Raw genomic sequence first — 22,218 nt, forward strand, 5'->3', positions numbered from 1 at the left:
TCCTCAAACGCCGGACGGGCTGAAAGATGTCATCTCTCAGCCCGTCCGGCGTTTGAGGACCGGGGGCCCGGGGGCAGAGCCCCGAACGACTACTCCCCTTCCTTCTCCAGCGCCGCCAGCGCCGGGTCAAGGACGATGTCCTCGGCCCGCGCCTCCGTCGTCGGATCCTCCGGGAAGTGGCAGGCCGTCAGATGGTTGGCGGAGTTTCCGGAGATCTGCACGAGCGGCGGCTCGGTCGTCGCGCACTTGTCCTGCGCCTTCCAGCAGCGTGTACGGAAGCGGCAGCCGGACGGCGGGTGGATCGGCGAGGGGACGTCGCCGGAGAGCCGGATCCGCTCCCGGTCCTCGGTCTCGTCGTCGAGCGTCACCTCGGGTACGGCCGACAGCAGGGCGTGCGTGTACGGGTGGCGGGGCCGGTTGTAGATGGAGTCGCGGTCGCCGACCTCCACCACCTTGCCCAGGTACATCACCGCGAGGCGCTGCGAGAAGTGCCGGACGATCGCCAGGTCGTGGGCGATGAAGAGGAAGGCGATGCCCATCTCTTCCTGGACCTTCTGGAGCAGGTTGACGACCTGCGCCTGGATCGACACGTCCAGGGCCGACACCGGCTCGTCCGCGACGATCAGCTTCGGGTTCAGGGACAGGGCGCGGGCGACCCCGATGCGCTGGCGCTGACCGCCGGAGAACTCGTGCGGGAAGCGGTTGTAGTGCTCGGGGTTGAGCCCGACGAGCTCCAGCAGCTCCCGTACGCGCTTCTCGATGCCGCCCTTCGGGTTGATCCCGTTGACCTCCATCGGCGACTTGATGATGGTGCCGACGGTCTGCCGGGGGTTCAGCGAGGAGTACGGGTCCTGGAAGATCATCTGGATCTCGGACCGTACGGGCGCCAGCTGCCGGCGCGAGGCGTGCGAGATGTCCTGGCCCGCGTAGGTGATCTTGCCCGCCGTGGGCTCCAGGAGCCGGGTGATGAGCCGGCCGGTCGTCGACTTGCCGCAGCCGGACTCGCCGACCAGGCCGACGCTCTCGCCGACTCCGACGCTCAGGTCGACCCCGTCGACGGCCTGCACCGCTCCGACCTTGCGCTTGATCGGGAAGCCGCCGTAGATCGGGAAGTGCTTCGTCAGGCCCTCGACGGAGAGCAGCGTCTCGGCGGCTCCGTCCACCGGGCCCTGCGGCTTCGGCAGGGTGAGTTTGTCGCTCATGAGTCGTTCTCCCTAGCCCAGCCGGGGCTTGATCTGCTCGATGAAAAAGGTGGACTTCTGTTCGTCGTCCAGGTGACAGGCGGCCCCGCGGCCCGCGGGCAGTTCCGGCCGCTCGCCGGAGCAGCGGTTGCCGCCGACCTCGGCGGTGAAGCCGCACCGCGGGTGGAACGGGCAGCCCGACGGCGGGTTCAGCAGGCTGGGCGGTGTCCCCGGAATCGGGGTGAGCGCCTGCGCCGTGTCACCGCCGAGTCGCGGCATGGAGCTCAGCAGACCCCAGGTGTACGGGTGCTGGGGCGCGCGCAGCACCTCGCGGACGCTGCCGCGTTCCACGGCCCGGCCCGAGTACATCACCAGCAGGTCGTCGGCCATCTTGGAGATGACGCCGAGGTCGTGGGTGATGAAAATGATCGCCGAGCCGAACTCCTGCTGGAGGTCCTTGAGCAGGTCGAGGATCTGGGCCTGGACGGTCACGTCCAGGGCCGTGGTGGGCTCGTCCGCGATGAGCAGGTCCGGGTTGCAGATCAGCGACATCGCGATCATCGCGCGCTGGCGCATACCGCCCGAGAACTGGTGCGGGTAGTCCTCGAAGCGCATCGCGGGCTGCGGGATGCCGACCTTGTCGAGCATCTCGATGGCGCGCAGCTTCGCCTCCTTCTTGGAGGCGCCGGTGTGCTTCATGAAGGGCTCCGCGATCTGCCGGCCCACCGTGTAGTACGGCGAGAGCGCGGTCAGCGGGTCCTGGAAGATCATCGCGACCTTGTTGCCGCGAAGCTTCTCCATCTCCTTCTCGGTCGCGGTGACCAGTTCCTTGCCGTCGAGGACGATCTCGCCCTCGACGGTGGCGGTCTTGGGGTTGTGCAGTCCGAGGACGGTCAGGTTGGTGACGGACTTGCCCGATCCCGACTCCCCCACGATGCCGAGCGTCTTGCCGCGCTCGACGTCGAAGGAGAGCCCGTCGACGGCCTTCACGATGCCGTCCTCTGTGGAGAACCGCACCCGCAGGTCGCGGACCGAGAGGAAGGCCTCCGGCCCACCCGGGGCCTTCTCGCCTTCGGTCTTGGTCAGTGTGGTCACGGTAGTTCTCCTAGGCGAGGCGCACGCGCGGGTCGATGTAGGCGTAGGCGAGGTCCACGACGATGTTCAGGATCAGGATGAAGAAGGCCCCGAACAGCATGACGCCCATCGTCAGCGGCAGGTCCTTGGACAGCGATCCCTCGACCGCGAGACGCCCGATGCCGGCGAGGTCGAAGGTGAACTCCGTGACCACCGCGCCCGACAGGAGCGCGCTGAGGTCCATGCCGATGATCGTGACGATCGGGATGAGCGAACCGCGCCAGGCGTAGCGGAAGAAGACGTAACGCTGCCGCATGCCCTTGGCGCGCGCGGTGCGGACGTGTTCCTCCTGGAGCTGCTCGATCATCGTCGAGCGTGCCATACGCGTGTACTGGGCGGTGAAGATGGTGGCCATCACGGCCCACGGGATCAGCATGCCCATGAACCACTCGCCCGGGCTGTCCAGGAACGGGACGGCCTTGGGGCTGTCCAGCCAGCCGGTGTTGTAGACGAGGAGGCTGAGGACGATGGGGCCCAGGAAGTAGATCTGGAACGAGCTGAGCACCATCGAGGCACCGCTGACCAGCTTGTCGAGGACGGTACCGCGCTTCCACGCCGCCATCAGACCCGTACCGAGGCCGAACAGCAGGAAGATCACCAGGCCGCCGACGGTCAGCGAGAGCGTCACCGGGAAGCGGTCCTTGATGGAGTCCCACACGAAGTCGCCGCTGTCGAACGAGACGCCCAGGCACGGGGCGGAGCAGTGTCCCTGCGGGAAGTCCCGGCCGGACACGATGCCCGTCATGAACTCCCAGAACTGGGTGGTGATGGGCTTGTCCAGGCCGAGGTTCTCGCGGATGACCGCGATGTTCTCGGGGGAGCAGTTCTTGCCGCAGGACAGCTGCGCGAAGTCCTGGGGGATCGTATAGAACAGGAAGAACGTGAAGGCGCCGATCAGGAACATGATCACGACGGCGCCGCTCAGCCTGCGGATGAGGAACTGAAGCATGGCGGGTGGGTGCTCTCTTCGAAACGCGGCGGCAGGAGGGGGATACCGACCGCGGGGGTGCGCTCCGCCTGGCGCACACCCCCGCGGATCAGCCGTGCATGGGTGTTACGGCTGCTTCAGGAACAGGTCGTTGATGTCGATGTAGCTCGACTCCGTGCTGAACCGGGCACCGCCGATGTTCGAACCGAAGAGCTGCATCTGCTTCGAGTAGTAGACCGGGGCGCTGGGGTTGGTGTCCTCCACGATCGCGTGGTGGGCCTCTTCCCAGGTCTTGGCGGCCTCCTCGGGCTCCTGCGTCACGGCCTTCTTGATGAGGGCGTTGACCTTCGGGTCGTCGATGTGCGAGTAGTTCGGCGCGCCGTCGGCGACCAGGTCACCGTCGTAGACGGGCGTGATGACCGTGGACGGCGACGGCCAGTCCTGGCCCCAGCCGGTCATGTACAGGTCGTACGGGTTCTTGAGCTTGCCGACCTGCTCGTAGAACGTGGCGCGGTCGATCTCCTTGGCCTGGACATCGAAGCCGAGCTTGTTCAGCGCGTCCTTGATGATGACCATCTGCGCCTGGCCGCGCGGGGTGTTGGAGTAGGCGTAGCTGAGCTTGGTGCCCTCCTTGAAGCCCGCCTCCTTCAGCAGCTCCTTGGCCTTCGCCGGGTCGCCGTTGGGCTTCTTCAGCTTGCCGAACGGGTCGTACTTCGGGTCGAAGCCGGGCAGGGTCGGGGCCAGCAGACCACCCGCGACCTCACCGCCGTACCGGCCGCCGTCCGCCTGCACCATGGACTGGTTCGGGATCGCGTAGGTGATCGCGTCCCGGATCTTCTTGTCCTTCATCTTGGCGCTGTCGAGGTTGAACGTCAGGGCCCAGACGTAGACCTGGTAGCCCTGGATGGTGCGCTTCTTCGCGTCGGCGTCACCGATGACCGTCGAGAGCTGCGCCGGGTCCACCGAGTCGGTGAACTGGATGGCGTTCTTGGCCTCGCCCTTGTCCGCGATCAGACGCTTGGTCTGGCTGGACTGGTCGATGGTGTTGGTGAAGGTGTAGCCGTCGACGTACTGGTGGCGCACCGAGTCCGTCTTCTCGTCCCACTGGTCGTTCTTGACGAGCTTGAGGGACTTGCCGGCCTTGTACTCGGCGATCTTGTACGGGCCGAGCGAGGCGGGAGCCTTGTCGTACTTCTCCTTCGTGTCCTGCTTCTCGGGCACGATGGCGTAACCGGCCATGGCCAGGGCCTGCGGGAGGTCCGGCTGGGCGGTCTTGAAGTGGAAGACGACCGTCTTGTCGTCCGGGGTCTCGAGTACCGAGTCCGGCAGGTGCTTGCCCTTGTACGGGCCGTCGGGCAGCGCCTTGCGGTAGTCGGAGCCGGAGAGCCAGGTCTGGACGTACGTCGGACCGTCGAAGATCACCTTCGAGTACTGCCGCTCGATGGTGTGCCGGACGTCGGCGGACGTGATGACGTTGCCGTCCTCGTCCTTGATGTTGTCCTTGAGGGTGTACGTCCAGGTCTTGCCGCCCTCGGACGACTTGCCGGAGTCGGTGGCGATGTCGCCGACGACGGTCAGGTTGCCCTTGTCGTCCTCCTGGAAGTTCGTCAGACCGCGGTGGATCAGGTTGGCGAACTGGCCGGCGTCGCTGACGTAGATCTGGCCCGGGTCCATGTGGGACAGGTCGGACTGCTGGTAGACGTTGATCGTGCCACCGGTCTTGGCCCCGGTCACCGCTTCGGCCGGACCGTTCGAGGCCTGCGCGTCACCGTAGGCGACGGGCTTCGACTGCGCCTTGGCGTCCTCCTTGGACTTGGAGTCGTCCTTGCCGCTGTCCTTGCTGCTGTCACTGCAGCCGGTCAGTGCCAGCGATCCCGCCGCGATCGCGACGGTTATGGCGCGGAGGGTGCGCATTCTGATCGGGTTCATGATGCCGATGACCTACCTGTCGATAGTTGTCCACGAGTGCTGCCTGACGGTCCGGACGAGCCGGAACGGGGGTGGCAGCCCCCCCCACCACCAATGGACGTTTAGCGTCCGGTCTTGGGGTCGAATGCGTCCCGGACGGAGTCGCCGAGAAGATTGAAGGCGAGCACGAAGACCACCATCGCGATGCCCGGGAAGAACATGAACATCGGGTCCTGCTCGTAGATCTCGGAGCCGATGGCGAACATCCGCCCCCAGTCGGGCGTCGGCTCGACGAAGCCCACACCCACGTAGCTGAGGAACGCGATCGAGAGGATCGCGCTGGGCAGCATGTACGTGCCCTGCACCAGGATCGGTGTGACGATGTTCGGCAGGATCTCCTTGCGCACGATACGCGCCGGAGAGGCACCCGAGACCTTCGCCGCCTCCACGAACTCCCGCTCGCGCAGGGAGAGTACGGAGCTGCGCACCAGACGGGCCATGCCCATCCAGCCGAGGAACCACATCACCAGGATGATCGCCACCGCACGCAGATAGGTGGGGGTCTCGTCCGTCGGGGAGACGAACATCGCGGTGACCACCGGCATGAAGGCGATGAAGAACAGCTGCTGCGGGAAGGCCAGGAAGAAGTCGGTGACCCGGCCCAGCCAGTAGTCGACCTTGCCGCCGAAGTAGCCGCTGATCATGCCGAGGACGACGCCCGTCACCACGCTGAACACCGTGACGAGCACGGCCATGTAGAGCGAGGTGCGCATGCCGTACAGCAGCATGGTGAACACGTCGCGACCCAGCTTCGGCTCGACACCGAACCAGAAGTCGGAGGAGATCCCCCCGAAGGAACCGGTGGGCATGGCGAAGTCGTCGAGCAGGAAGGGGTAGTCGGGCTCCTGCGCGTACAGCGTGTAGGGGTCCTTGCCGTACAGGGACGAGATGACCGGGGCGAGGGCGGCGACCGCGAAGAAAAAAATCACCACGCACGCGGAGACGACTCCGGTACGGTCTCGCTTGAAGCGATGCCACATCAACTGCCCGGGGGAACGGCCTTCGAGCTGCTCGGCCTCGGCGGGCTCGGCGTTCGGCGCGAGCTCGGGGTCCAAGGCCGCCGACGGCCCGGAGCCCTCGGCCTTGGTTGGACTGGTCATCTTTGTTCTTCCCCCGGGGGATGGAGAGTTGAGCGCAGCACAGATACCGGCAGGTTCTGTGGTTTCAGGGAACTTTCACCAAGTGGGTCAACGCGCGTCAAGGGCGGAAGACATAGGGATCTCCCTACCGTCGAAATTTTGAGCAAAAATTGCAGAGAATGACACCTACGCGCGCTTGACAGGTGAGACGAGATTCCGGCAAATCGGCCATCTGACAAGAAAATTTCGTTTACGTGTCCGAAACTTGATTGGGCATTGACCGATATGCGAACGCCGCCGCACCCTTTCCGCCGTTGTCCGAACTGAGCCATTTTTTCGGCCTGCGGATACGCCGAAGACCCGGCCCCCCGCCGTGCGGGGGGCCGGGTGCTTCAAAGGTGCTTCAGAAGACCCTCACGGGCCCCCGGGAGCACGCTCCAGGGGGCCGACGGGGAAGGGTCAGTTGTGCTTGGCGCGGCTCGCGGCGCGGCCACGCTCACGGGCGTCCAGGTTGACCTTGCGGATGCGCACGGCCTCCGGGGTCACCTCGACGCACTCGTCGTCGCGGCAGAACTCCAGCGACTGCTCCAGCGAGAGCTTGCGCGGCGGGACGATCGCCTCGAACGAGTCGGCCGCGGCCGACCGCATGTTGGTGAGCTTCTTCTCCTTGGTGATGTTCACGTCCATGTCGTCGGCGCGCGAGTTCTCACCGACGATCATGCCCTCGTACACCTCGGTGCCGGGCTCGGTGAAGAGCACACCGCGCTCCTGGAGGTTCGTCATCGCGAACGCGGTGACGGCACCCGAGCGGTCGGCGACCAGCGAACCGTTGTTACGGGTCGTCAGCGTGCCGAACCACGGCTCGTGGCCCTCGTGGATCGAGTGGGCGATGCCCGTGCCGCGCGTACCGGTCAGGAACTCCGTACGGAAGCCGATGAGGCCGCGGGACGGCACGACGAACTCCAGCCGGACCCAGCCCGAGCCGTGGTTCGACATGTTGTCCATCCGGCCCTTGCGGACGCCCATGAGCTGCGTGACCGCACCCATGTGCTCCTCGGGCACGTCGATCGTCATGCGCTCGACCGGCTCGTGCACCTTGCCGTCGATGACCTGCGTGACCACCTGCGGCTTGCCGATGGTCAGCTCGAAGCCCTCACGGCGCATCTGCTCGACCAGGATGGCCAGCGCCAGCTCACCGCGGCCCTGCACCTCCCAGGCGTCGGGGCGCTCGGTGTCCAGGACACGCAGCGAGACGTTACCGATCAGCTCGCGGTCGAGGCGGTCCTTGACCTGGCGGGCGGTGACCTTGCGGTCCTTGACCACGGCCTTGTTGTCCGCGCCCTTGCCGGTCGCGCCGCGGCCGACCATCGGGGAGGTGTTGGTGCCGATGGTCATCGAGATGGCCGGCTCGTCCACCGTGATGAGCGGCAGCGCGATCGGGTTCTCGGGGTCGGCCAGGGTCTCGCCGATCATGATGTCCGGGATACCGGCGACGGCACAGATGTCACCCGGTCCCGCCTTCTCGGCGGGCTTGCGGGTGAGCGCCTCGGTCATCAGCAGCTCGGTGATGCGGACGTTCGACATGGTGCCGTCACGCTTGATCCACGTGACCGTCTGGCCCTTGCGCAGCTCGCCCTGCTCGACGCGGAGCAGCGCGATACGGCCGAGGAAGTTGTCCGCGTCCAGGTTGGTGACGTGCGCCTGGAGCGGGGCCTCCTCGTCGTAGGACGGGGCCGGGACGTGCGACAGGATCGTGGAGAAGAAGGGCTCCAGGCTGTCGCTGTCGGCCGGGACCGTGCCGTTCTCCGGCTTGGTCAGCGACGCGACGCCGTCACGGGCGCACGCGTAGACGATCGGGAACTCGATCTGCTCCTCGTCGGCGTCCAGATCGAGGAAGAGGTCGTACGCCTCGTTCACGACCTCGTCGATACGCGAGTCGGGGCGGTCCGTCTTGTTGATGCACAGGATGACGGGCAGGCGGGCCTGCAGCGCCTTGCGCAGCACGAAGCGGGTCTGCGGCAGCGGACCCTCGGAGGCGTCGACCAGGAGGACGACCGCGTCCACCATCGACAGACCGCGCTCGACCTCACCACCGAAGTCGGCGTGGCCGGGGGTGTCGATGATGTTGATGGTGATGACGTCGCCGCCATCCTTCGGGTGGTACTTCACCGCCGTGTTCTTGGCCAGGATCGTGATGCCCTTCTCACGTTCCAGGTCGTTCGAGTCCATCATGCGGTCGTCGAGCGACTCGGCGGCGTGCGCGGCGAAGGCACCGGCCTGCTTGAGCATGGCGTCGACCAGGGTGGTCTTGCCGTGGTCGACGTGGGCGACGATGGCGACGTTGCGGATGTCGTGGCGCGTGGCCATATTGAGGCGCTTCTCCCGGAGTGAGGTGACGGCCATCCGCTGCTGCGCGGGGCCCTGCCGGGCTGAAACGTGCCACGGCCTTACCCCATGGTACGGGTGCGCCGCCGCTAGGGCTCGACAGGGCTTCGGCCGGGACCCACAGCGCGGGCCGTGCGCGGTTCTCCGCGCCCCTTACAGGGCGCGTCTCACCTGGTCTTCTTCAGATAGCCCATGTCCTCGTAGACCGGGGTCTGGAAACCGAACGCTCCCGCGTTGGCCAGACCGTTACGGGATGCTGTCAGCTGGGGGCGCTGGTAGAGGGGGATCGAGCCCGCGGCGGCCCAGATGCGGGCGTCCGCCTTGCGGACCAGGGAGCGGGACTCGTCCGCGTCCAGTTCGGCGATGGCCTGGTCGAAGAGCTGGTCCACCTGGTCGGTGCCGACCCGGGTGAAGTTCTGTTCGACGTTCAGGGAGCCGTCCGCCGCCGGGACCGGCTTGGCGTAGATCGGGCGAGCGTCGGTCGCGGGGAACGCGGACGCGGGCCAGGAGTAGAGCGCCAGGTCGTACTGGCCCGAGGCGATGTGGTCCTTGAAGTAGCTGTCGTCGGCGACCTTGGAGATCTCCGTACGGATGCCGACGCGGTCCAGCATCCGGGCGATCCGGTCCCCCACCGCCCGCAGCGACTGGGATCCGGGGCCCGAGGGGAGTACGAAGCGCAGCGACAGCGGCTTGCCGTTCCTGGCGAGCGGTCCCACGGCGGCGGGGCCCGGGGCGCGGGTGCCCCTCGGCGCGTACGCTCCCGGGGCGCCGCCGGGCGCGAGCTGCTGCTTTCCGTCCTGGGCGAGGTGCCGCTCCACCCCGACCGCCCCGCCCGCCCCGTCCCGCTTCCTGGGCGCGAGCACGGTGGGGCTCTCGTCGTCCGCGGGCTTGTCGTCCGACCCGCCGACGATGTACGTGCCGTCGTCCCCGGAGCCGTCGGCGTCGTCCGCGTCCTTGGAGCCCTTGGAGCCCTTGGGGCTCCTGGATGCCTTGGCCTCCTTGGACGCCTCGGCGCCCGCCTTCCCGGACTTCTTCCCCTCCTTGACGGAGCCGCCCGCCACCCATCCCGCGTCGGAGAGCAGTGCCTGCGCCTCCCGGGTGTCCTGGTCGCCGAGCGCTCCGCTGCCGTCCGCGTACGCGTGCTGCCCGGCGAGCGCGAGGTGGCTGCCGACCGGCTCGGCGGGCAGGCCGAGCGGCTCCAGGACGGCCTTGGCGAGCTCCTCGCGGTCGAGGGCGCGGGCTACGGCCCGGCGGACCCGTTCGTCGGCGAGGGGGCCCTGGGAGCCGTTCAACGCGAGCTGGGTGAAGGCCGGTTCGAGGGACTTGCGGACCACGAAACCACGCAGGGCGGACTGCTGGCCGGCGTACTTCGCCACGGCCTTGGCGCGCTTCTTGCGGGCCGTGGTCTCCCTGTCGGCCGCCTCCTCGTCGGAGCCGTGCGCGACCGCCCAGGACCGCAGCGCCCTGCCCGGGGTGAGGGCGGCGGCGGGGCCGTGGGTGAGCGGGGCGCCCTTGCCGCCCTTCGCCTCGCGGTCGGCGGACGTGATGCGGTGGGCCTCGGACGCGTCGATCTCGGCCAGGTCGAGCCGGCCGGCGGCGAGCGCGGCGGCGCGCTTCTCCCGGGGCACGGCCCGCAGGACCAGCTCGGAGAGCTTGGCGGGCCGGCCCCACCAGCGGGGGTTGCGCTTGAGGGTGACGTCACCGGACCCGCGGTCGACCGTGTCGACGGCGAAGGGTCCCGCGGTGACCTTGAGCCTGCGCCGGGCGCTGTCGTTGAAGGTGTCCGGGGTGCCCATGACGTCCTTCGGGTACAGCGGTGAGAACAGCGACTGCCAGTCCGCGTACGGCTTCTTGAAGGTGACCCGCACCTCCAGGTCGTTCGCGCCACGCTCGATCTTCTCGATGCGGTCGTAGCCGGCGTTGCGAGCGGTCCAGTACGCGCTGTCCTTGCCCGACAGGGCGCGCCACTGGGCGGAGAAGTCCGCCGCGCCGATCTCGCGGCCGTCGCTCCAGACGGCCTGCTGGTTGAGCTTGTAGAGCACGACCTGCCGGGGCTCGCGCTCAACGACCTTCGCCGCCTCCAGGTAGTCGGGGTTGCGCTGGGGGCGGCCGCTCGCGTCGAGCCGGTACAGGGAGGGCAGTACGGCGCCGGCGACCCGGGAGGTGGCGGCGTCCGCGTCCGCCTGGAAGGTGTTGAGGGTCTCGGGGACGCTGTCCACGGCCCAGTGCAGGGTGCCGCCGTCGGCGACCTGGTCGCGCTTCGCGGACGCGATGTCCTGGCCGGCGGCGGGCTTGCCGGCCTCGTCCTGCTCACTGCACCCGGCGAGAGCGGGCACCGCGAGGACGCCCGCCGTGAGGAACGCTACCGAGCGCGTCACCGCGCGCAGTCCGACGCCGTCGTGGGACATGACTGGTACCTCCGGGGGGCCGCTCCACGGGTGAACACGGATGGTCTGATCACGTTTGGCGGTATTTGGAGCTGATCAGATCTATGCGGCCACTGAAGAGGAAAGGTTCCGGCACCGGACGGCGACACGGCGACGGGCGCGGGCAAGCCCACCCGTGCGGCGCAATGCCCCGGGCCCGCACGCCGGAGCGGACGCCGCACCCGCACGCCCCCCGGAGGGCTTCTGCCGGATCTTCCCAATCCATGCACGTCCCTTCCCACCAGCCGGTGTGACGCGCGACACTCGCAGGCGCATGAACGTTGCCGCCTTGGGCCGCTGGGTCCGCGGAAGTGAGGGCAAGTCATGTCCGTGCACGACGAACTGACGTCAGTCCAGCGCTGCCTCGACGACCTAGTGAGGTCGGTGAAGCGACTGGAACAGCAGTTGGACGGGGGCGGTCTGGAGATGCGCAGGGTGCGCACCGACGCCGATCACCTGCGCGAGAGCGTGGCGCTGCTGCGCGAGGCCGCACCCGGTCTCGCCCGGCCCAAGCGCCCCGACCTCGTGTCCATCCCCGACACCCCGTACGACACGACCCTGTGGACGGACTCCGACGACGAGGGTCTCGGCGCCCGCGACCGCCACGCACCCTGATCCCGACCGGAGCTCTCCTTGGCCACTGGTACGGAACCCCAAATGAAGAGCGGCGGCGTACGAAGCGGTACGCGCGCCGCGATCACCGCCGCACATCTGCGGACCGACCGCTGGTGGCTGGCACCCGCCGCGACCGCGGCCGGGCTGCTGGCCTTCGTCGTGTACTCGACCTGGCGGGCCTTCTCGAACAGCGACTACTACGCCGCCCCGTACGTCTCGCCGTTCTACTCGCCGTGTCTGGCGGAGAACTGCGAGCCGATGAGGAACGGGCCCAACTGGGAGATCTTCGGCAGCTGGTGGGGTCTGTCCCCCGCCCTGCTGGTGCTGATCTTCCCGCTCGGCTTCCGGCTGACCTGCTACTACTACCGCAAGGCCTACTACCGGGGCTTCTGGGCCTCGCCCCCGGCCTGCGCGGTCGCCGAGCCGCACAAGAAGTACTCCGGTGAGACGCGCTTCCCGCTGATCCTGCAGAACATCCACCGCTATTTCTTCTACGCGGCGGTGCCGGTCGCCGGGATCCTCACGTACGACACGGTCCTCGCCTTCCGGAACGAGGACTACGAGTGGGGCCACATGGGGCTCGGCACGCTCGTGTTCCTCGTGAACATCGTGCTGATCTGGGCGTACACCTTCTCGTGCCACTCCTGCAGACACATCGTCGGCGGCAAGCTCAAGCACTTCTCCAAGCATCCCGTGCGCTACCGGGCCTGGCGGCTCGTCGGACGGCTGAACGCCCGTCATATGCAGCTCGCCTGGGCGTCGCTGGTGAGCGTGGCACTCGCCGACTTCTACGTGTATCTGGTCGCGTCCGGCGTCTTCGACGACCCGACCTTCTTCTAACCGACAAAAGGTGCTTCTGATGTCCGTGGTCGACCGGCAGGAGTGGGACGTCGTCGTGGTCGGTGCCGGAGGAGCCGGCCTGCGCGCGGCGATCGCGGCGCGGGAACGCGGCGCGCGTACGGCCGTCATCTGCAAGTCGTTGTTCGGCAAGGCGCACACCGTGATGGCCGAGGGCGGCATCGCGGCGGCCATGGGCAACGTCAACTCCGGCGACAACTGGCAGGTCCACTTCCGCGACACCCTGCGCGGCGGCAAGTTCCTCAACCAGTGGCGGATGGCCGAGCTGCACGCCCAGGAGGCCCCCGACCGCGTGTGGGAGCTGGAGACCTGGGGCGCCCTCTTCGACCGCACGGGCGACGGGCGCATCTCCCAGCGCAACTTCGGCGGACACGAGTACCCGCGGCTCGCGCACGTCGGCGACCGTACGGGCCTGGAGCTGATCCGCACGCTCCAGCAGAAGATCGTGTCGCTCCAGCAGGAGGACTTCAAGGAGACCGGTGACTACGAGTCACGCCTGAAGGTCTACCAGGAGTGCACGGTCACCCGGATCCTCAAGGAGGGCGACCGGGTCTCCGGGGCCTTCTGCTACGCACGCGAGTCCGGCCGCTTCTTCGTCCTCGACGCGCCCTCGGTCGTGGTCGCCACCGGCGGTATCGGCAAGTCCTTCAAGGTGACGTCGAACTCGTGGGAGTACACCGGTGACGGGCACGCGCTGGCGCTGCTCGCCGGGGCGCCGCTGCTGAACATGGAGTTCGTGCAGTTCCACCCGACGGGCATGGTCTGGCCGCCGTCCGTGAAGGGGATCCTCGTCACGGAGTCGGTGCGCGGTGACGGCGGGGTGCTCAGGAACTCCGAGGGCAAGCGGTTCATGTTCGAGTACATCCCGGACGTCTTCAAGGAGAAGTACGCGCAGTCCGAGGAGGAGGGCGACCGCTGGTACGAGGACCCGGACCACAACCGGCGCCCGCCCGAACTGCTCCCCCGCGACGAGGTGGCCCGGGCCATCAACTCCGAGGTGAAGGCGGGCCGCGGCTCACCCCACGGCGGGGTCTTCCTCGACGTCTCCACCCGGATGCCCGCCGAGGTGATCCGGCGCCGACTGCCCTCCATGTACCACCAGTTCAAGGAGCTGGCGGACGTCGACATCACCGCCGAGGCGATGGAGGTCGGGCCGACCTGCCACTACGTGATGGGCGGCATAGCCGTCGACTCGGACACCGCGGCGGCCCGCGGGGTGCCCGGACTGTACGCGGCCGGTGAGGTCGCGGGCGGGATGCACGGCTCCAACCGGCTCGGCGGGAACTCCCTCTCCGACCTGCTGGTCTTCGGGCGGCGGGCCGGACTGCACGCCGCGGAGTACGCCACCGGGCTCACCGGCGGGCGCCCCCTCGTGGACGACGTCCAGGTCGACGAGGCCGCCGCGGAGGCACTGCGGCCCTTCTCGGCAGAGGGGCCCGCGCCCGGCGAGGAGGACGGCCGGCCGCCGGAGAACCCGTACACCCTCCACCAGGAGCTCCAGCAGGCGATGAACGACCTCGTCGGCATCATCCGCAGGGAGGCGGAGATGGAGGCCGCCCTGGACAAACTCGCGGACCTGCGCGTACGGGCCAGGCGCGCCGGCGTCGAGGGGCACCGGCAGTTCAACCCCGGCTGGCACCTCGCGCTCGACCTGCGGAACATGCTGCTCGTCAGCGAATGCGTGGCACGGGCCGCGCTGGAGCGCACCGAGTCGCGCGGCGGCCACACCCGCGAGGACCACCCGGCGATGGACCGGCAGTGGCGGCGCGTCAACCTGCTCTGCCAGCTGACCGATCCCACCGGCGGCCTGACGGCGACGGACCCGCTGCACGGCCAGATCGACCTCGTCCGGGAGACCACCGAACCCATCCGACCCGACCTGCTCGCCCTCTTCGAGAAGGAGGAGCTGGTCAAGTACCTCGCCGAAGAGGAGCTCTACGAGTGAGCAGCTATGAGGCCCGCTTCAAGGTGTGGCGCGGGGACGTCGGGGGCGGCGGCCTGGAGGACTTCGGGGTCGAGGTGAACGACGGCGAGGTGGTCCTCGACATCATCCACCGGCTCCAGGCGACCCAGGCCCCCGATCTCGCCGTGCGCTGGAACTGCAAGGCGGGCAAGTGCGGTTCGTGCTCGGCCGAGATCAACGGCCGGCCGCGGCTGCTGTGCATGACCCGGATGTCGGTGTTCACCCGGGAGGAGACGATCACCGTCACTCCGCTGCGGGCGTTCCCCGTGGTCCGCGACCTCGTCACCGACGTCGGCTTCAACTACACGAAGGCGCGCGAGGTACCCGCGTTCGTCCCGCCGGACGGGCTCGGTGCCGGTGAGTACCGGATGATGCAGGAGGACGTGGACCGCTCGCAGGAGTTCCGCAAGTGCATCGAGTGCTTCCTGTGCCAGGACACCTGCCATGTGGTGCGCGACCACGAGGAGAACAAGACCGCGTTCGCCGGGCCGCGCTTCCTGATGCGGGTGGCCGAGCTGGACATGCATCCGCTGGACGCGGCCGACCAGAGCGGCCTCGACCGCAAGAGGACCGCCCAGGACGAGCACGGGCTCGGCTACTGCAACATCACCAAGTGCTGCACCGAGGTGTGCCCCGAGGGCATCAAGATCACGGACAACGCGCTGATCCCCCTGAAGGAACGCGCGGTCGACCGGAAGTACGACCCGCTGGTCTGGCTGGGGTCGAAGATCGGCAGGCGTTCCCCGGGGAAGTGAGTTCCCCGGAGCGGTGGCGGGCGGGGGTCAGAAGAGGCTCAGCAGGGCCTCCGCCGGGTCCGCGAGGGCTGTTCCGCCGTTGGGCAGGGGCAGTTCGAACCACACCGTCTTGCCCCGGGGTGTGCGGCGCGAGCCCCAGGCGGCGCTGAGGAGCCCCACCAGCTGGAGTCCGCGGCCGCCCTCGTCGGTGTCGCGGGCCCGGCGCCGGCGCGGCTGGACGAGACCGGCGTCCCAGACCTCGCAGACCAGCGTGCGGTCGAGGAGGAGCCGCAGCCGGATCTCGCCCTCGCCGTAGCGCAGGGCGTTGGTGACCAGCTCGCTGACGAGCAGTTCGGCCGTGTCGACGAGCGGTTCCAGTTCCCAGCCGACGAGTTGGTTGCGGGCGAACTCGCGGGCGCGGCCCACACTGCGGGGCTCGCGCGGCAGCGTCCAGTCGCCCACCGACTCGGCGGGCAGCCCCTGGACACGTGCCATCAGCAAGGCGATGTCGTCCTCGCCGTGATGGGTGTCGAGGGTGCTGAGGACGTGGTCACAGACGTCCTCCAGGGGGGCCGAGGGGTCCGTGAGGGCGCCCACGAACGCCTGGAGGCCCTCGTCCAGGGGGTGGTCGCGGGATTCGACGAGACCGTCCGTGTAGAGCGCCAGGAGGGCGCCCTCGGGGAGTTCGACCTCCACCTCCTCGAACGGCTCGCCGCCGACTCCGAGGGGCATGCCCGGCGGTACGTCGAGCATGAGCGCGCTCTCGCCCGGCTCGACCAGGACCGGTGGGAGATGGCCTGCGTTGGCGAACGTACAGCGGCGGGTCACGGAGTCGTAGACCGCATACACACAGGTGGCGAGGTACACCTCGGAGAGGTCGGCGTCCCGGGACTGGCGGGCACCGCGCGTAGATTGCTGGGTGCCGCCAGGGGTGCCCAGACCGCGGGCGATCTCGTCCAACGCGGAGAGCACTTCCGCCGGTTCGAGGTCGAGCAGCGCCAGGGTACGTACGGCCGTGCGCAGTTCACCCATCGCGACGGCCGCCCGCAGACCACGCCCCATCACGTCACCGACGACCAACGCGGTGCGGTGACCGGGCAGTTCGATGACGTCGAACCAGTCGCCGCCGACCTCCGTGGCAGCGTTCCCCGGGAGGTAGCGGCAGGCGATGTCCAGGCCGGAGGCCTCCGGGTCGCCCGGGGGCAGCAGGGAGCGCTGGAGGATCAGGGCGCGTTCGTGCTCGCGGCGGTACAGGCGCGCGTTGTCCATACAGACGGCGGCGCGTGCGGCCAGTTCGACCGCCAGCGCCCGGTCGCGCTCCCCGAACGGCTCGCTGCCCTTCGTACGGGAGAACTGGACGATGCCGACGACCGTGTCGTGGGCGACCATCGGCACCGCGAGCGTGGACTGGATCAGCCCGCCCTCCTCGGCGGCGACGAACTGCGGCTTGGCGGTGCGCAGGGCGTCCGCGCAGGCGGAGTTGAAGGCGAAGTGGTGGACCGCGCCGACGCTCACGAGCTTGCGTCCGCCGACGAAGGGCGCGTCGGACACGGCGCTGGCGTAGGCGACCCGGCGCAGTTCGGCGCTGCCGTCGGCGAGGCCCGGCGGGGTCTCGTCACCGGCGAGCAGACCCTGGTAGAGGTCGACGGACGCCAGGTCGCAGAAGCCGGGGACGGCCACGTCGAGGAGTTCGCGGGCCGTGGTCTCCAGATCGAGGGAGTTCCCTATACGCGCTCCCGCCTCGTTCAGGAGGGCGAGATTGCGCCGGGCCTGCGCGGCCTCACGGGCGGCGGCGCGGCGCGCGGTGATGTCGGTACCCAGCCACGCGATCCCGATCGGCCGCCCCGAACCGCCGTGTACGCGATAGAGGTTGATGGACCAGTGGCGGCGCTCGGTGGAACCGGGCACGGTGCCCGTGACCAGCATCTCGGTGACGGAGTCGCCCGTCTCCAGGACCCGGCGCAGTATCGCCGAGACACGGTCGGTCTCGCCCGGCGACAGATAGTCCTTGACCGTACGGCCGCGATGGTCGTCGACGGTGCCACCGAAGATCGAGGCGAACCGCTGGTTGGCGCGGCGAATCCGCAGGTCCGGGTCGATCAGGAGGAAGCCGAAGGGAGATTGGCCGAAAATTGCCTGCGAGGCGGCGAGGTCGGTTTCGATGCTGCGGAGCGTGCGTACGTCCACGACGATGCACACCGCGGCCCGTTCACCCTCCTCGGTCCGCGTCGGCATGACGTAGACCTCGGCGAGTCCGTCGATGACCCGGCCGCTGCCCTCGGGGTCGGGCAGCCGGAAGGGGACCACTCCGGTCCACTCCCTGCCGTCGAGGACTTCGGCCATCTTCCGCTGGCCGAAGTCGCGCCGGTCCTCGGCCACGAAGGCCTCGATGGGGTCCATGCCCACGGCGCGGTCGGTCGGGATGCCGAAGAGCTGCTCGGCGCGCAGGCTCCACTGGTCGACGAGACCGTCGGGGCCGATCGAGAACGAGGCGACCTTGATGTAGTCGTAGATCGAGCCGGGCGGACTGCTCTGCCACACGACCTCGCCCGACGCGTCGCCCGGCGTTCCGTCCGGCGTCGCGCCGAGCGGTCCGTCCAACGCTCCGGCCGCCGCCCCGCCCACCGCGGGCGTGGCGTCATCGCCTGTCGTCGCATCAGCCATCGCGCCGCCCGACGGGTCCTCGGACTCCGTGGCCTTCGCTGGTATCTCGCTCACGCGAACCGTCCCCTCCAGCTCACCGCGCCCGGCACCGGTCACCGAAAGCGGCTGCCCGCAGTATCCAGCACTACGGAGCCGCACAACACGGTGTTCACGATCACAGCACGGTCCCGATGCTTTTAGGACCGGCTGCGACAAACACTCCCAGTCTTCTAACCACGTGGCACCCCGTCGAACCACCGAGTCGGTCCGTCTCTGTGGCCGAGACGGACCGGACCACCCGCGGTCTCCGCCGAAGAGTCGGCGATCAGCTCGGGAGAGCCAGCTCGAACCACACCGTCTTGCCCGTTTCGCCTGGTCTGGTGCCCCAGCGGCGCGCGGAGTCCGCCACCAGCCGGAGCCCCCGGCCGGTCTCGTCGTCGGGCTGGGCCGAGCGCTCCCGGGGCGGGTCGGGCAGCGGGTCGGACACCTCCACCAGCAGGGCGTCCAGGAGCTCCGAAGGGCGTACGAGGCGGACCCCGATGGGGCCGGTCGCGTACCGCAGTGAATTGGTCACCAGCTCGCTGACCAGCAACGCCGTCACATCGCTCAGGGGGTCGAGCCCCCAGGCGCGCAGCTGTCCGCGGACGACGGCACGGGCGGTCCCGACGGCGCCCGGCTCCGCGGGGAAGGTCCACTCGGCGACATCGCCCTCGGTGTGCATCACGCGGCTCACTTCCAGGCCCTTGCGGCGGACTACGGACTACGCCCGATTTGATGTGATTGATGGGCACATACCCGATACCACATGTGAAGTACCGCGTACGGGGGCGCGCCGCGCCACGAACGGCGCAGTTGCCGCACACCGGCGCTCCCACACACGGGGGCCGCGCCCCCTCGCCCCGCTGATCGCGCTGGCGCGCTCGTCCTCAAACGCCGGACGGGCTGAAGGTATCGCCGACGGTCCGCGAATCGCTCAGCCTGTCCGGCGTTTGAGGACCGGGGGTTCGGGGGCTGGCCCCCGAAACGGGAACGGGTAGGGGCGGCGGGGGCGAGAAACGCCCCACGCCAGGCGCGCGACCTCGCGCACAGCGGGCACGTCCTGGTCCAACCAGTCGACGTCCCACAACTCGTCCGAGGACAACCAGCGCAACTCGTCATGATCCTGAAGAGCGAGCGGCTCGGCCGACCCGTCCACCAGCCGAGCGGTCCAGACCCGCAGAACGTACGGCGCCCGCAGCGGAAACTCCCCCGGCACGGCCTCCACGACCTCCGCCTCGACCCCCAGCTCCTCCCGAAGCTCCCGCACCAGGGCCCGCTCAGGGCTCTCCCCGGGCTCGACCTTCCCCCCGGGAAGCTCCCAGCGCCCGGCCAACTCCACGGGCGCACTGCGGCGCGCGGCGAGAAGGCGCCCGTCACGCAGCACGGCGGCCCCCACCACCACGATCAGTTCGGTCATGCGCGGGAGCCTACGGGAGCCCGGGGAACCCCCGGCGCCGCCCGACGGCCGTCACCGCGCGCCGTTCTGCGCGATCCGCTCGACCCAGTACAGCTGCTTGTGGCCCCGCTCGTCGAGGCTGTCCGCGATCTTCTGCGCCTCGGCCCTGGTCGCGTACCTGCCGACGCGGTAGCGATTGCCGTTGTCGTCCTGTCGTATGACGAGCCAGGGAAGTGTGATCGTGCCGTCGTTCATCGCGCCCCTCCACTCCCCGCCCCCGGTTCGCGCCCAGCCCCGTTCCATAAGGAAACCGCAATCCGCATATGCCGGAGCCTACGCCTAACCTTCACGCAGCGAATACGGCTTTTCACAAAGAGGTATGCACGACGTAAGCAACCGGCCAGCACGAAGAGGGCGCATCCTCATGGATACGCCCCGTGACACCCCCTGCCACCCCCGGTGCACCCCGCCGACGGGGTGCGGACCGGCCCATGGCCCGCCGTCAGAACGACCGGAATACACCGGCGGGCCGCCCGCACGACGGCCGACGGCGGGCCCTACTTCACCGGCAGGTGGTAGGCGATCCGGTACCGGTCCGCCGGCACGACCACGTCCGCCGTCTCCACCGGCCGGCCCGACGCGTAGTACGTGCGCTGGATGACGAGCACGACATGGCCCGGCACTCCCCCGAGCGCCGACAGTTCCTCGGCGAGGCCGGGCCTTGCGCCCACCTCCTCCGTGACGTTGTCCACGACCACGTCGATGGCGGCCATGCGCTCGACCACTCCCATCCCGCCGAGGGGACCCTCCTCGGGGAGCATCACCGGGGTGCGGCCCGTGACGGCGAGGGGCTCCCAGGAGGTGGAGAGCATCATCACCTCGCCCGCGTCCCGGAAGACGTACTTCGTGCACATCACCCGCTCGCCGGCCTCGATGCCGAGCCGCTCGGCGACGGCGCCGCTCGCCTCCGCCTGCGCGCTGTGCGACTCCCACGTACCGCGCGCGGCCAGGTCCGCCTGCTCCTGGCGGAACGGGGTCGAGCCGCTGTCCGACCGGTATCCGGAGCGGGCGATACGGCGGGGCACCGGGCGCGCCCGCACATACGTACCCGACCCGGAGCGGCCCTCGACCAGCCCCTCCGCCATCAGCACCTTGCGCGCCTCCAGGGCGACCGTGTCCGAGACCCCGTACTCCTCGCGGATTCTGGCCTGCGACGGGAGTCTGGTGTGTGGTGGCAGCGATCCGTCGACGATCTTCTTGCGAAGATCGCCGGCGACGCGCAGATACGCCGGCTGCTCACCGAATGTCACGGGCCACTCCCTCAGGTTGTACAGACAGCAACAGGGTGGCAACCGTGGGTTGTAGCAGGCAAGTAAAGGCCAGAGAATCACTCGATGTGATGACGTAGGGCCTTAGGGGGCTTTACGCAGGCACTTTCTTTCCGCTACGGCAGGCTTCACACCTCGGCGCCGCCGCCTCCCGAGCCACCGTCCCCCGAGTCACCGTCCTCCGAGTCGCCCTCCCCCGACCCGGCGTCCTCGTACGGGGGCGGCGGGGTTGACTCCAGCCCCAGGGCCTTGCGGGTCGTGACGGACTTCTTCGCGTCGGTGAGGTCCAGCGCCCTGCCGTAGTGCTCGTAGAAGGTGTCCACGTCGGAGGTCTTGGCCGCGTCGGCCCACTCCTTCTTCGCGGACTCCAGCTGCCCGACGAGCGTGGCGACCGGCTTCTTCGCGTCGGCGGGCCACCGGTGACCGCGCAGCAGGCCGACCTGCTCGGTGAGAGCACCCGAGACCCGGGTCGCCCACGCCTTGTGACCGGGCAGGTCGTCCTCGACGTACTCCTCCTCGGGCGCCGAGTCCATCGCCTCGTCGAGGACCTCGGCCGCCTCCAGATAGGCGACCTGGTCGGCGTCGAGGGTCGTCGCGTCCTGGCGCAGGGAGCCGGTCAGCGTGCCCTTCTCGTCCATGTTGCCGAAGACGCAGCTGATCTCGCGGTCCCCGAAGCTCCAACTGTCGCTCGTGGGCGTGAAGTAGTAGATGTCGACGTCGTCCGGGACGGCCCAGGAGTCCATCGCGTAGGCGTACTGCAGCGAGTAGCACTTGTCGTCGGCGGTCTCGGTGACGGCGTCGTCGCCCGGGTAACCGCCGTCCGGCAGCGGGAAGTTCGCGAAGACCTCCCCGTCGTGCTCGCCCTCGCAGGACACCGTGTCGACGTCGTAGGCCATGCCCTCAAGGGAGCCGCCCTCCGTGTCGAAGCACTGGCCCTTCTTCAGCGAGAAGACGGCGCCGCTGCCGCCCGCGTCGCGCGCGCCCTCCTTGAACCCCTCCCAGAAGCCGGCCGCGCCGCCGGTGGCGAGCGCGAGCGCGAGGATCGCGGTGCCGAGGCCGGACAGGACGATCCCGGCGATCGCCATGCCCTTGCCGCGTTCGCCCTTCTTCTTGATCTGCCCCAGCGCGACGAGCCCGAGAACCAGCCCGACCAGCGGCAGGAAGCACAGGACGCCGAGCACCAGCGCGGAGATGGCGAGGCCGTTGAAGGGCGCGGGGGCGGCATACGGGGAGTAGCCGTGCCCCCAGGGCTGATACCCGTACGGGGCGGGCCCCCGCGGCGGGTACGGCCCAGGCCCCTGGCCCGGGTACGGGGCCGGCCCCTGGCCCGGGTATGCGCCGTACGGGCCCTGCGGCTGCTGCCCCTGTGGCGGCTGCTGGGGTCCGGCGGGCGGGGGTATCTCCACGTGTGCTGTGCTCCTCGTCCGAGTGGTGCGCTGCGTTCCGCCGATACGGAACTGTGTGCGACAAAGCGCATGGTAAGCGGCGTGCGGGCGGGGCGGAACAGCGTTTCAGGGGCTCCGCCCCCGAACCCCCGCTCC

General features: G+C 69.1%; 17 protein-coding genes. 4 read left to right on the forward strand and 13 right to left on the reverse strand.

Features of this window, described 5'->3' with window-relative positions:
* Positions 1-89: 89 nt before the first annotated feature.
* The 7 genes from IE278_RS05150 to IE278_RS05180 form a co-directional block, all read right to left on the reverse strand.
* Positions 90-1,202 carry an ABC transporter ATP-binding protein gene (locus IE278_RS05150; protein ID WP_189769251.1) on the reverse strand — a complete coding sequence of 371 codons (1,113 nt, stop codon included), beginning with the start codon at positions 1,200-1,202 and terminating at the stop codon, positions 90-92.
* Positions 1,203-1,214: 12 nt separating this feature from the next.
* Positions 1,215-2,276 (reverse strand): ABC transporter ATP-binding protein, encoded by a 1,062-nt coding sequence (locus tag IE278_RS05155; protein ID WP_189769252.1) that lies wholly within the window; start codon positions 2,274-2,276, stop codon positions 1,215-1,217.
* 10 nt (positions 2,277-2,286) lie between these two features.
* On the reverse strand, positions 2,287-3,264 hold the full coding sequence (locus IE278_RS05160; RefSeq protein ID WP_189769253.1) for an ABC transporter permease: 978 nt from the start codon (positions 3,262-3,264) through the stop codon (positions 2,287-2,289).
* 105 nt (positions 3,265-3,369) lie between these two features.
* A complete protein-coding gene (locus tag IE278_RS05165; RefSeq protein ID WP_189769254.1) occupies positions 3,370-5,172 on the reverse strand; it encodes an ABC transporter substrate-binding protein in 1,803 nt (600 codons plus the stop codon).
* Positions 5,173-5,273: 101 nt separating this feature from the next.
* On the reverse strand, positions 5,274-6,311 hold the full coding sequence (locus IE278_RS05170; protein WP_189769257.1) for an ABC transporter permease: 1,038 nt from the start codon (positions 6,309-6,311) through the stop codon (positions 5,274-5,276).
* Between the two features lie 438 nt (positions 6,312-6,749).
* On the reverse strand, positions 6,750-8,657 hold the full coding sequence (gene typA, locus IE278_RS05175) for a translational GTPase TypA (RefSeq protein WP_189769259.1): 1,908 nt from the start codon (positions 8,655-8,657) through the stop codon (positions 6,750-6,752).
* A 185-nt stretch (positions 8,658-8,842) separates the two neighbouring features.
* Positions 8,843-11,083, reverse strand: a complete 2,241-nt coding sequence (locus tag IE278_RS05180; protein WP_189769261.1) for an ABC transporter family substrate-binding protein — start codon at positions 11,081-11,083, stop codon at positions 8,843-8,845.
* Positions 11,084-11,425: 342 nt separating this feature from the next.
* Here IE278_RS05180 and IE278_RS05185 point away from each other — a divergent pair, with 342 nt between their 5' ends.
* Genes IE278_RS05185 through IE278_RS05200 form a run of 4 tightly spaced genes read left to right on the forward strand, consistent with a single transcriptional unit; the run spans position 11,426 to position 15,292 of the window.
* Positions 11,426-11,716: an Rv0250c family protein gene (locus tag IE278_RS05185; protein WP_189769263.1), complete on the forward strand. Its 291-nt coding sequence runs from the start codon at positions 11,426-11,428 to the stop codon at positions 11,714-11,716.
* 18 nt (positions 11,717-11,734) lie between these two features.
* Positions 11,735-12,556, forward strand: a complete 822-nt coding sequence (gene sdhC, locus IE278_RS05190; RefSeq protein ID WP_490861543.1) for a succinate dehydrogenase subunit SdhC — start codon at positions 11,735-11,737, stop codon at positions 12,554-12,556.
* A gap of 19 nt (positions 12,557-12,575) precedes the next feature.
* Positions 12,576-14,519, forward strand: coding sequence for a fumarate reductase/succinate dehydrogenase flavoprotein subunit (locus tag IE278_RS05195; protein WP_189769267.1), 1,944 nt, complete (start codon positions 12,576-12,578; stop codon positions 14,517-14,519).
* Positions 14,516-15,292 carry a succinate dehydrogenase/fumarate reductase iron-sulfur subunit gene (locus IE278_RS05200; protein ID WP_189769269.1) on the forward strand — a complete coding sequence of 259 codons (777 nt, stop codon included), beginning with the start codon at positions 14,516-14,518 and terminating at the stop codon, positions 15,290-15,292. Before IE278_RS05195 ends, IE278_RS05200 begins: the two co-directional genes overlap by 4 nt.
* Positions 15,293-15,319: 27 nt before the next feature.
* Here IE278_RS05200 and IE278_RS05205 read toward each other — a convergent pair whose 3' ends face one another.
* The 6 genes from IE278_RS05205 to IE278_RS05230 form a co-directional block, all read right to left on the reverse strand.
* Positions 15,320-17,989, reverse strand: a complete 2,670-nt coding sequence (locus tag IE278_RS05205; protein ID WP_189769271.1) for a SpoIIE family protein phosphatase — start codon at positions 17,987-17,989, stop codon at positions 15,320-15,322.
* A gap of 250 nt (positions 17,990-18,239) precedes the next feature.
* Positions 18,240-18,635: an ATP-binding protein gene (locus tag IE278_RS05210; RefSeq protein WP_373311925.1), complete on the reverse strand. Its 396-nt coding sequence runs from the start codon at positions 18,633-18,635 to the stop codon at positions 18,240-18,242.
* A gap of 252 nt (positions 18,636-18,887) precedes the next feature.
* Positions 18,888-19,370, reverse strand: coding sequence for a (deoxy)nucleoside triphosphate pyrophosphohydrolase (locus IE278_RS05215; protein ID WP_189769273.1), 483 nt, complete (start codon positions 19,368-19,370; stop codon positions 18,888-18,890).
* A 51-nt stretch (positions 19,371-19,421) separates the two neighbouring features.
* Positions 19,422-19,604, reverse strand: coding sequence for an SPOR domain-containing protein (locus IE278_RS05220; RefSeq protein ID WP_189769274.1), 183 nt, complete (start codon positions 19,602-19,604; stop codon positions 19,422-19,424).
* A gap of 302 nt (positions 19,605-19,906) precedes the next feature.
* A complete protein-coding gene (locus tag IE278_RS05225) occupies positions 19,907-20,659 on the reverse strand; it encodes a GntR family transcriptional regulator (protein WP_189769275.1) in 753 nt (250 codons plus the stop codon).
* A 146-nt stretch (positions 20,660-20,805) separates the two neighbouring features.
* Positions 20,806-22,083 (reverse strand): DUF4190 domain-containing protein, encoded by a 1,278-nt coding sequence (locus tag IE278_RS05230; RefSeq protein WP_189769276.1) that lies wholly within the window; start codon positions 22,081-22,083, stop codon positions 20,806-20,808.
* Positions 22,084-22,218 lie beyond the last annotated feature (135 nt).

Origin of the sequence: Streptomyces tauricus (genome assembly GCF_014650955.1) — a bacterium.
Lineage (GTDB): Bacteria > Actinomycetota > Actinomycetes > Streptomycetales > Streptomycetaceae > Streptomyces > Streptomyces tauricus.

What these genes read in the sequence shown, in the direction of transcription:
- IE278_RS05150 (WP_189769251.1), bottom strand. Translation starts at nt 1,202, where the DNA reads ATGAGCGACAAACTCACCCTGCCGAAGCCGCAGGGCCCGGTGGACGGA.
- IE278_RS05160 (WP_189769253.1), bottom strand. Translation starts at nt 3,264, where the DNA reads ATGCTTCAGTTCCTCATCCGCAGGCTGAGCGGCGCCGTCGTGATCATG.
- IE278_RS05165 (WP_189769254.1), bottom strand. Translation starts at nt 5,172, where the DNA reads ATGAACCCGATCAGAATGCGCACCCTCCGCGCCATAACCGTCGCGATC.
- IE278_RS05170 (WP_189769257.1), bottom strand. Translation starts at nt 6,311, where the DNA reads ATGACCAGTCCAACCAAGGCCGAGGGCTCCGGGCCGTCGGCGGCCTTG.
- typA (WP_189769259.1), bottom strand. Translation starts at nt 8,657, where the DNA reads ATGGCCACGCGCCACGACATCCGCAACGTCGCCATCGTCGCCCACGTC.
- IE278_RS05180 (WP_189769261.1), bottom strand. Translation starts at nt 11,083, where the DNA reads ATGTCCCACGACGGCGTCGGACTGCGCGCGGTGACGCGCTCGGTAGCG.
- IE278_RS05185 (WP_189769263.1), top strand. Translation starts at nt 11,426, where the DNA reads ATGTCCGTGCACGACGAACTGACGTCAGTCCAGCGCTGCCTCGACGAC.
- IE278_RS05195 (WP_189769267.1), top strand. Translation starts at nt 12,576, where the DNA reads ATGTCCGTGGTCGACCGGCAGGAGTGGGACGTCGTCGTGGTCGGTGCC.
- IE278_RS05210 (WP_373311925.1), bottom strand. Translation starts at nt 18,635, where the DNA reads ATGCACACCGAGGGCGATGTCGCCGAGTGGACCTTCCCCGCGGAGCCG.
- IE278_RS05215 (WP_189769273.1), bottom strand. Translation starts at nt 19,370, where the DNA reads ATGACCGAACTGATCGTGGTGGTGGGGGCCGCCGTGCTGCGTGACGGG.
- IE278_RS05220 (WP_189769274.1), bottom strand. Translation starts at nt 19,604, where the DNA reads ATGAACGACGGCACGATCACACTTCCCTGGCTCGTCATACGACAGGAC.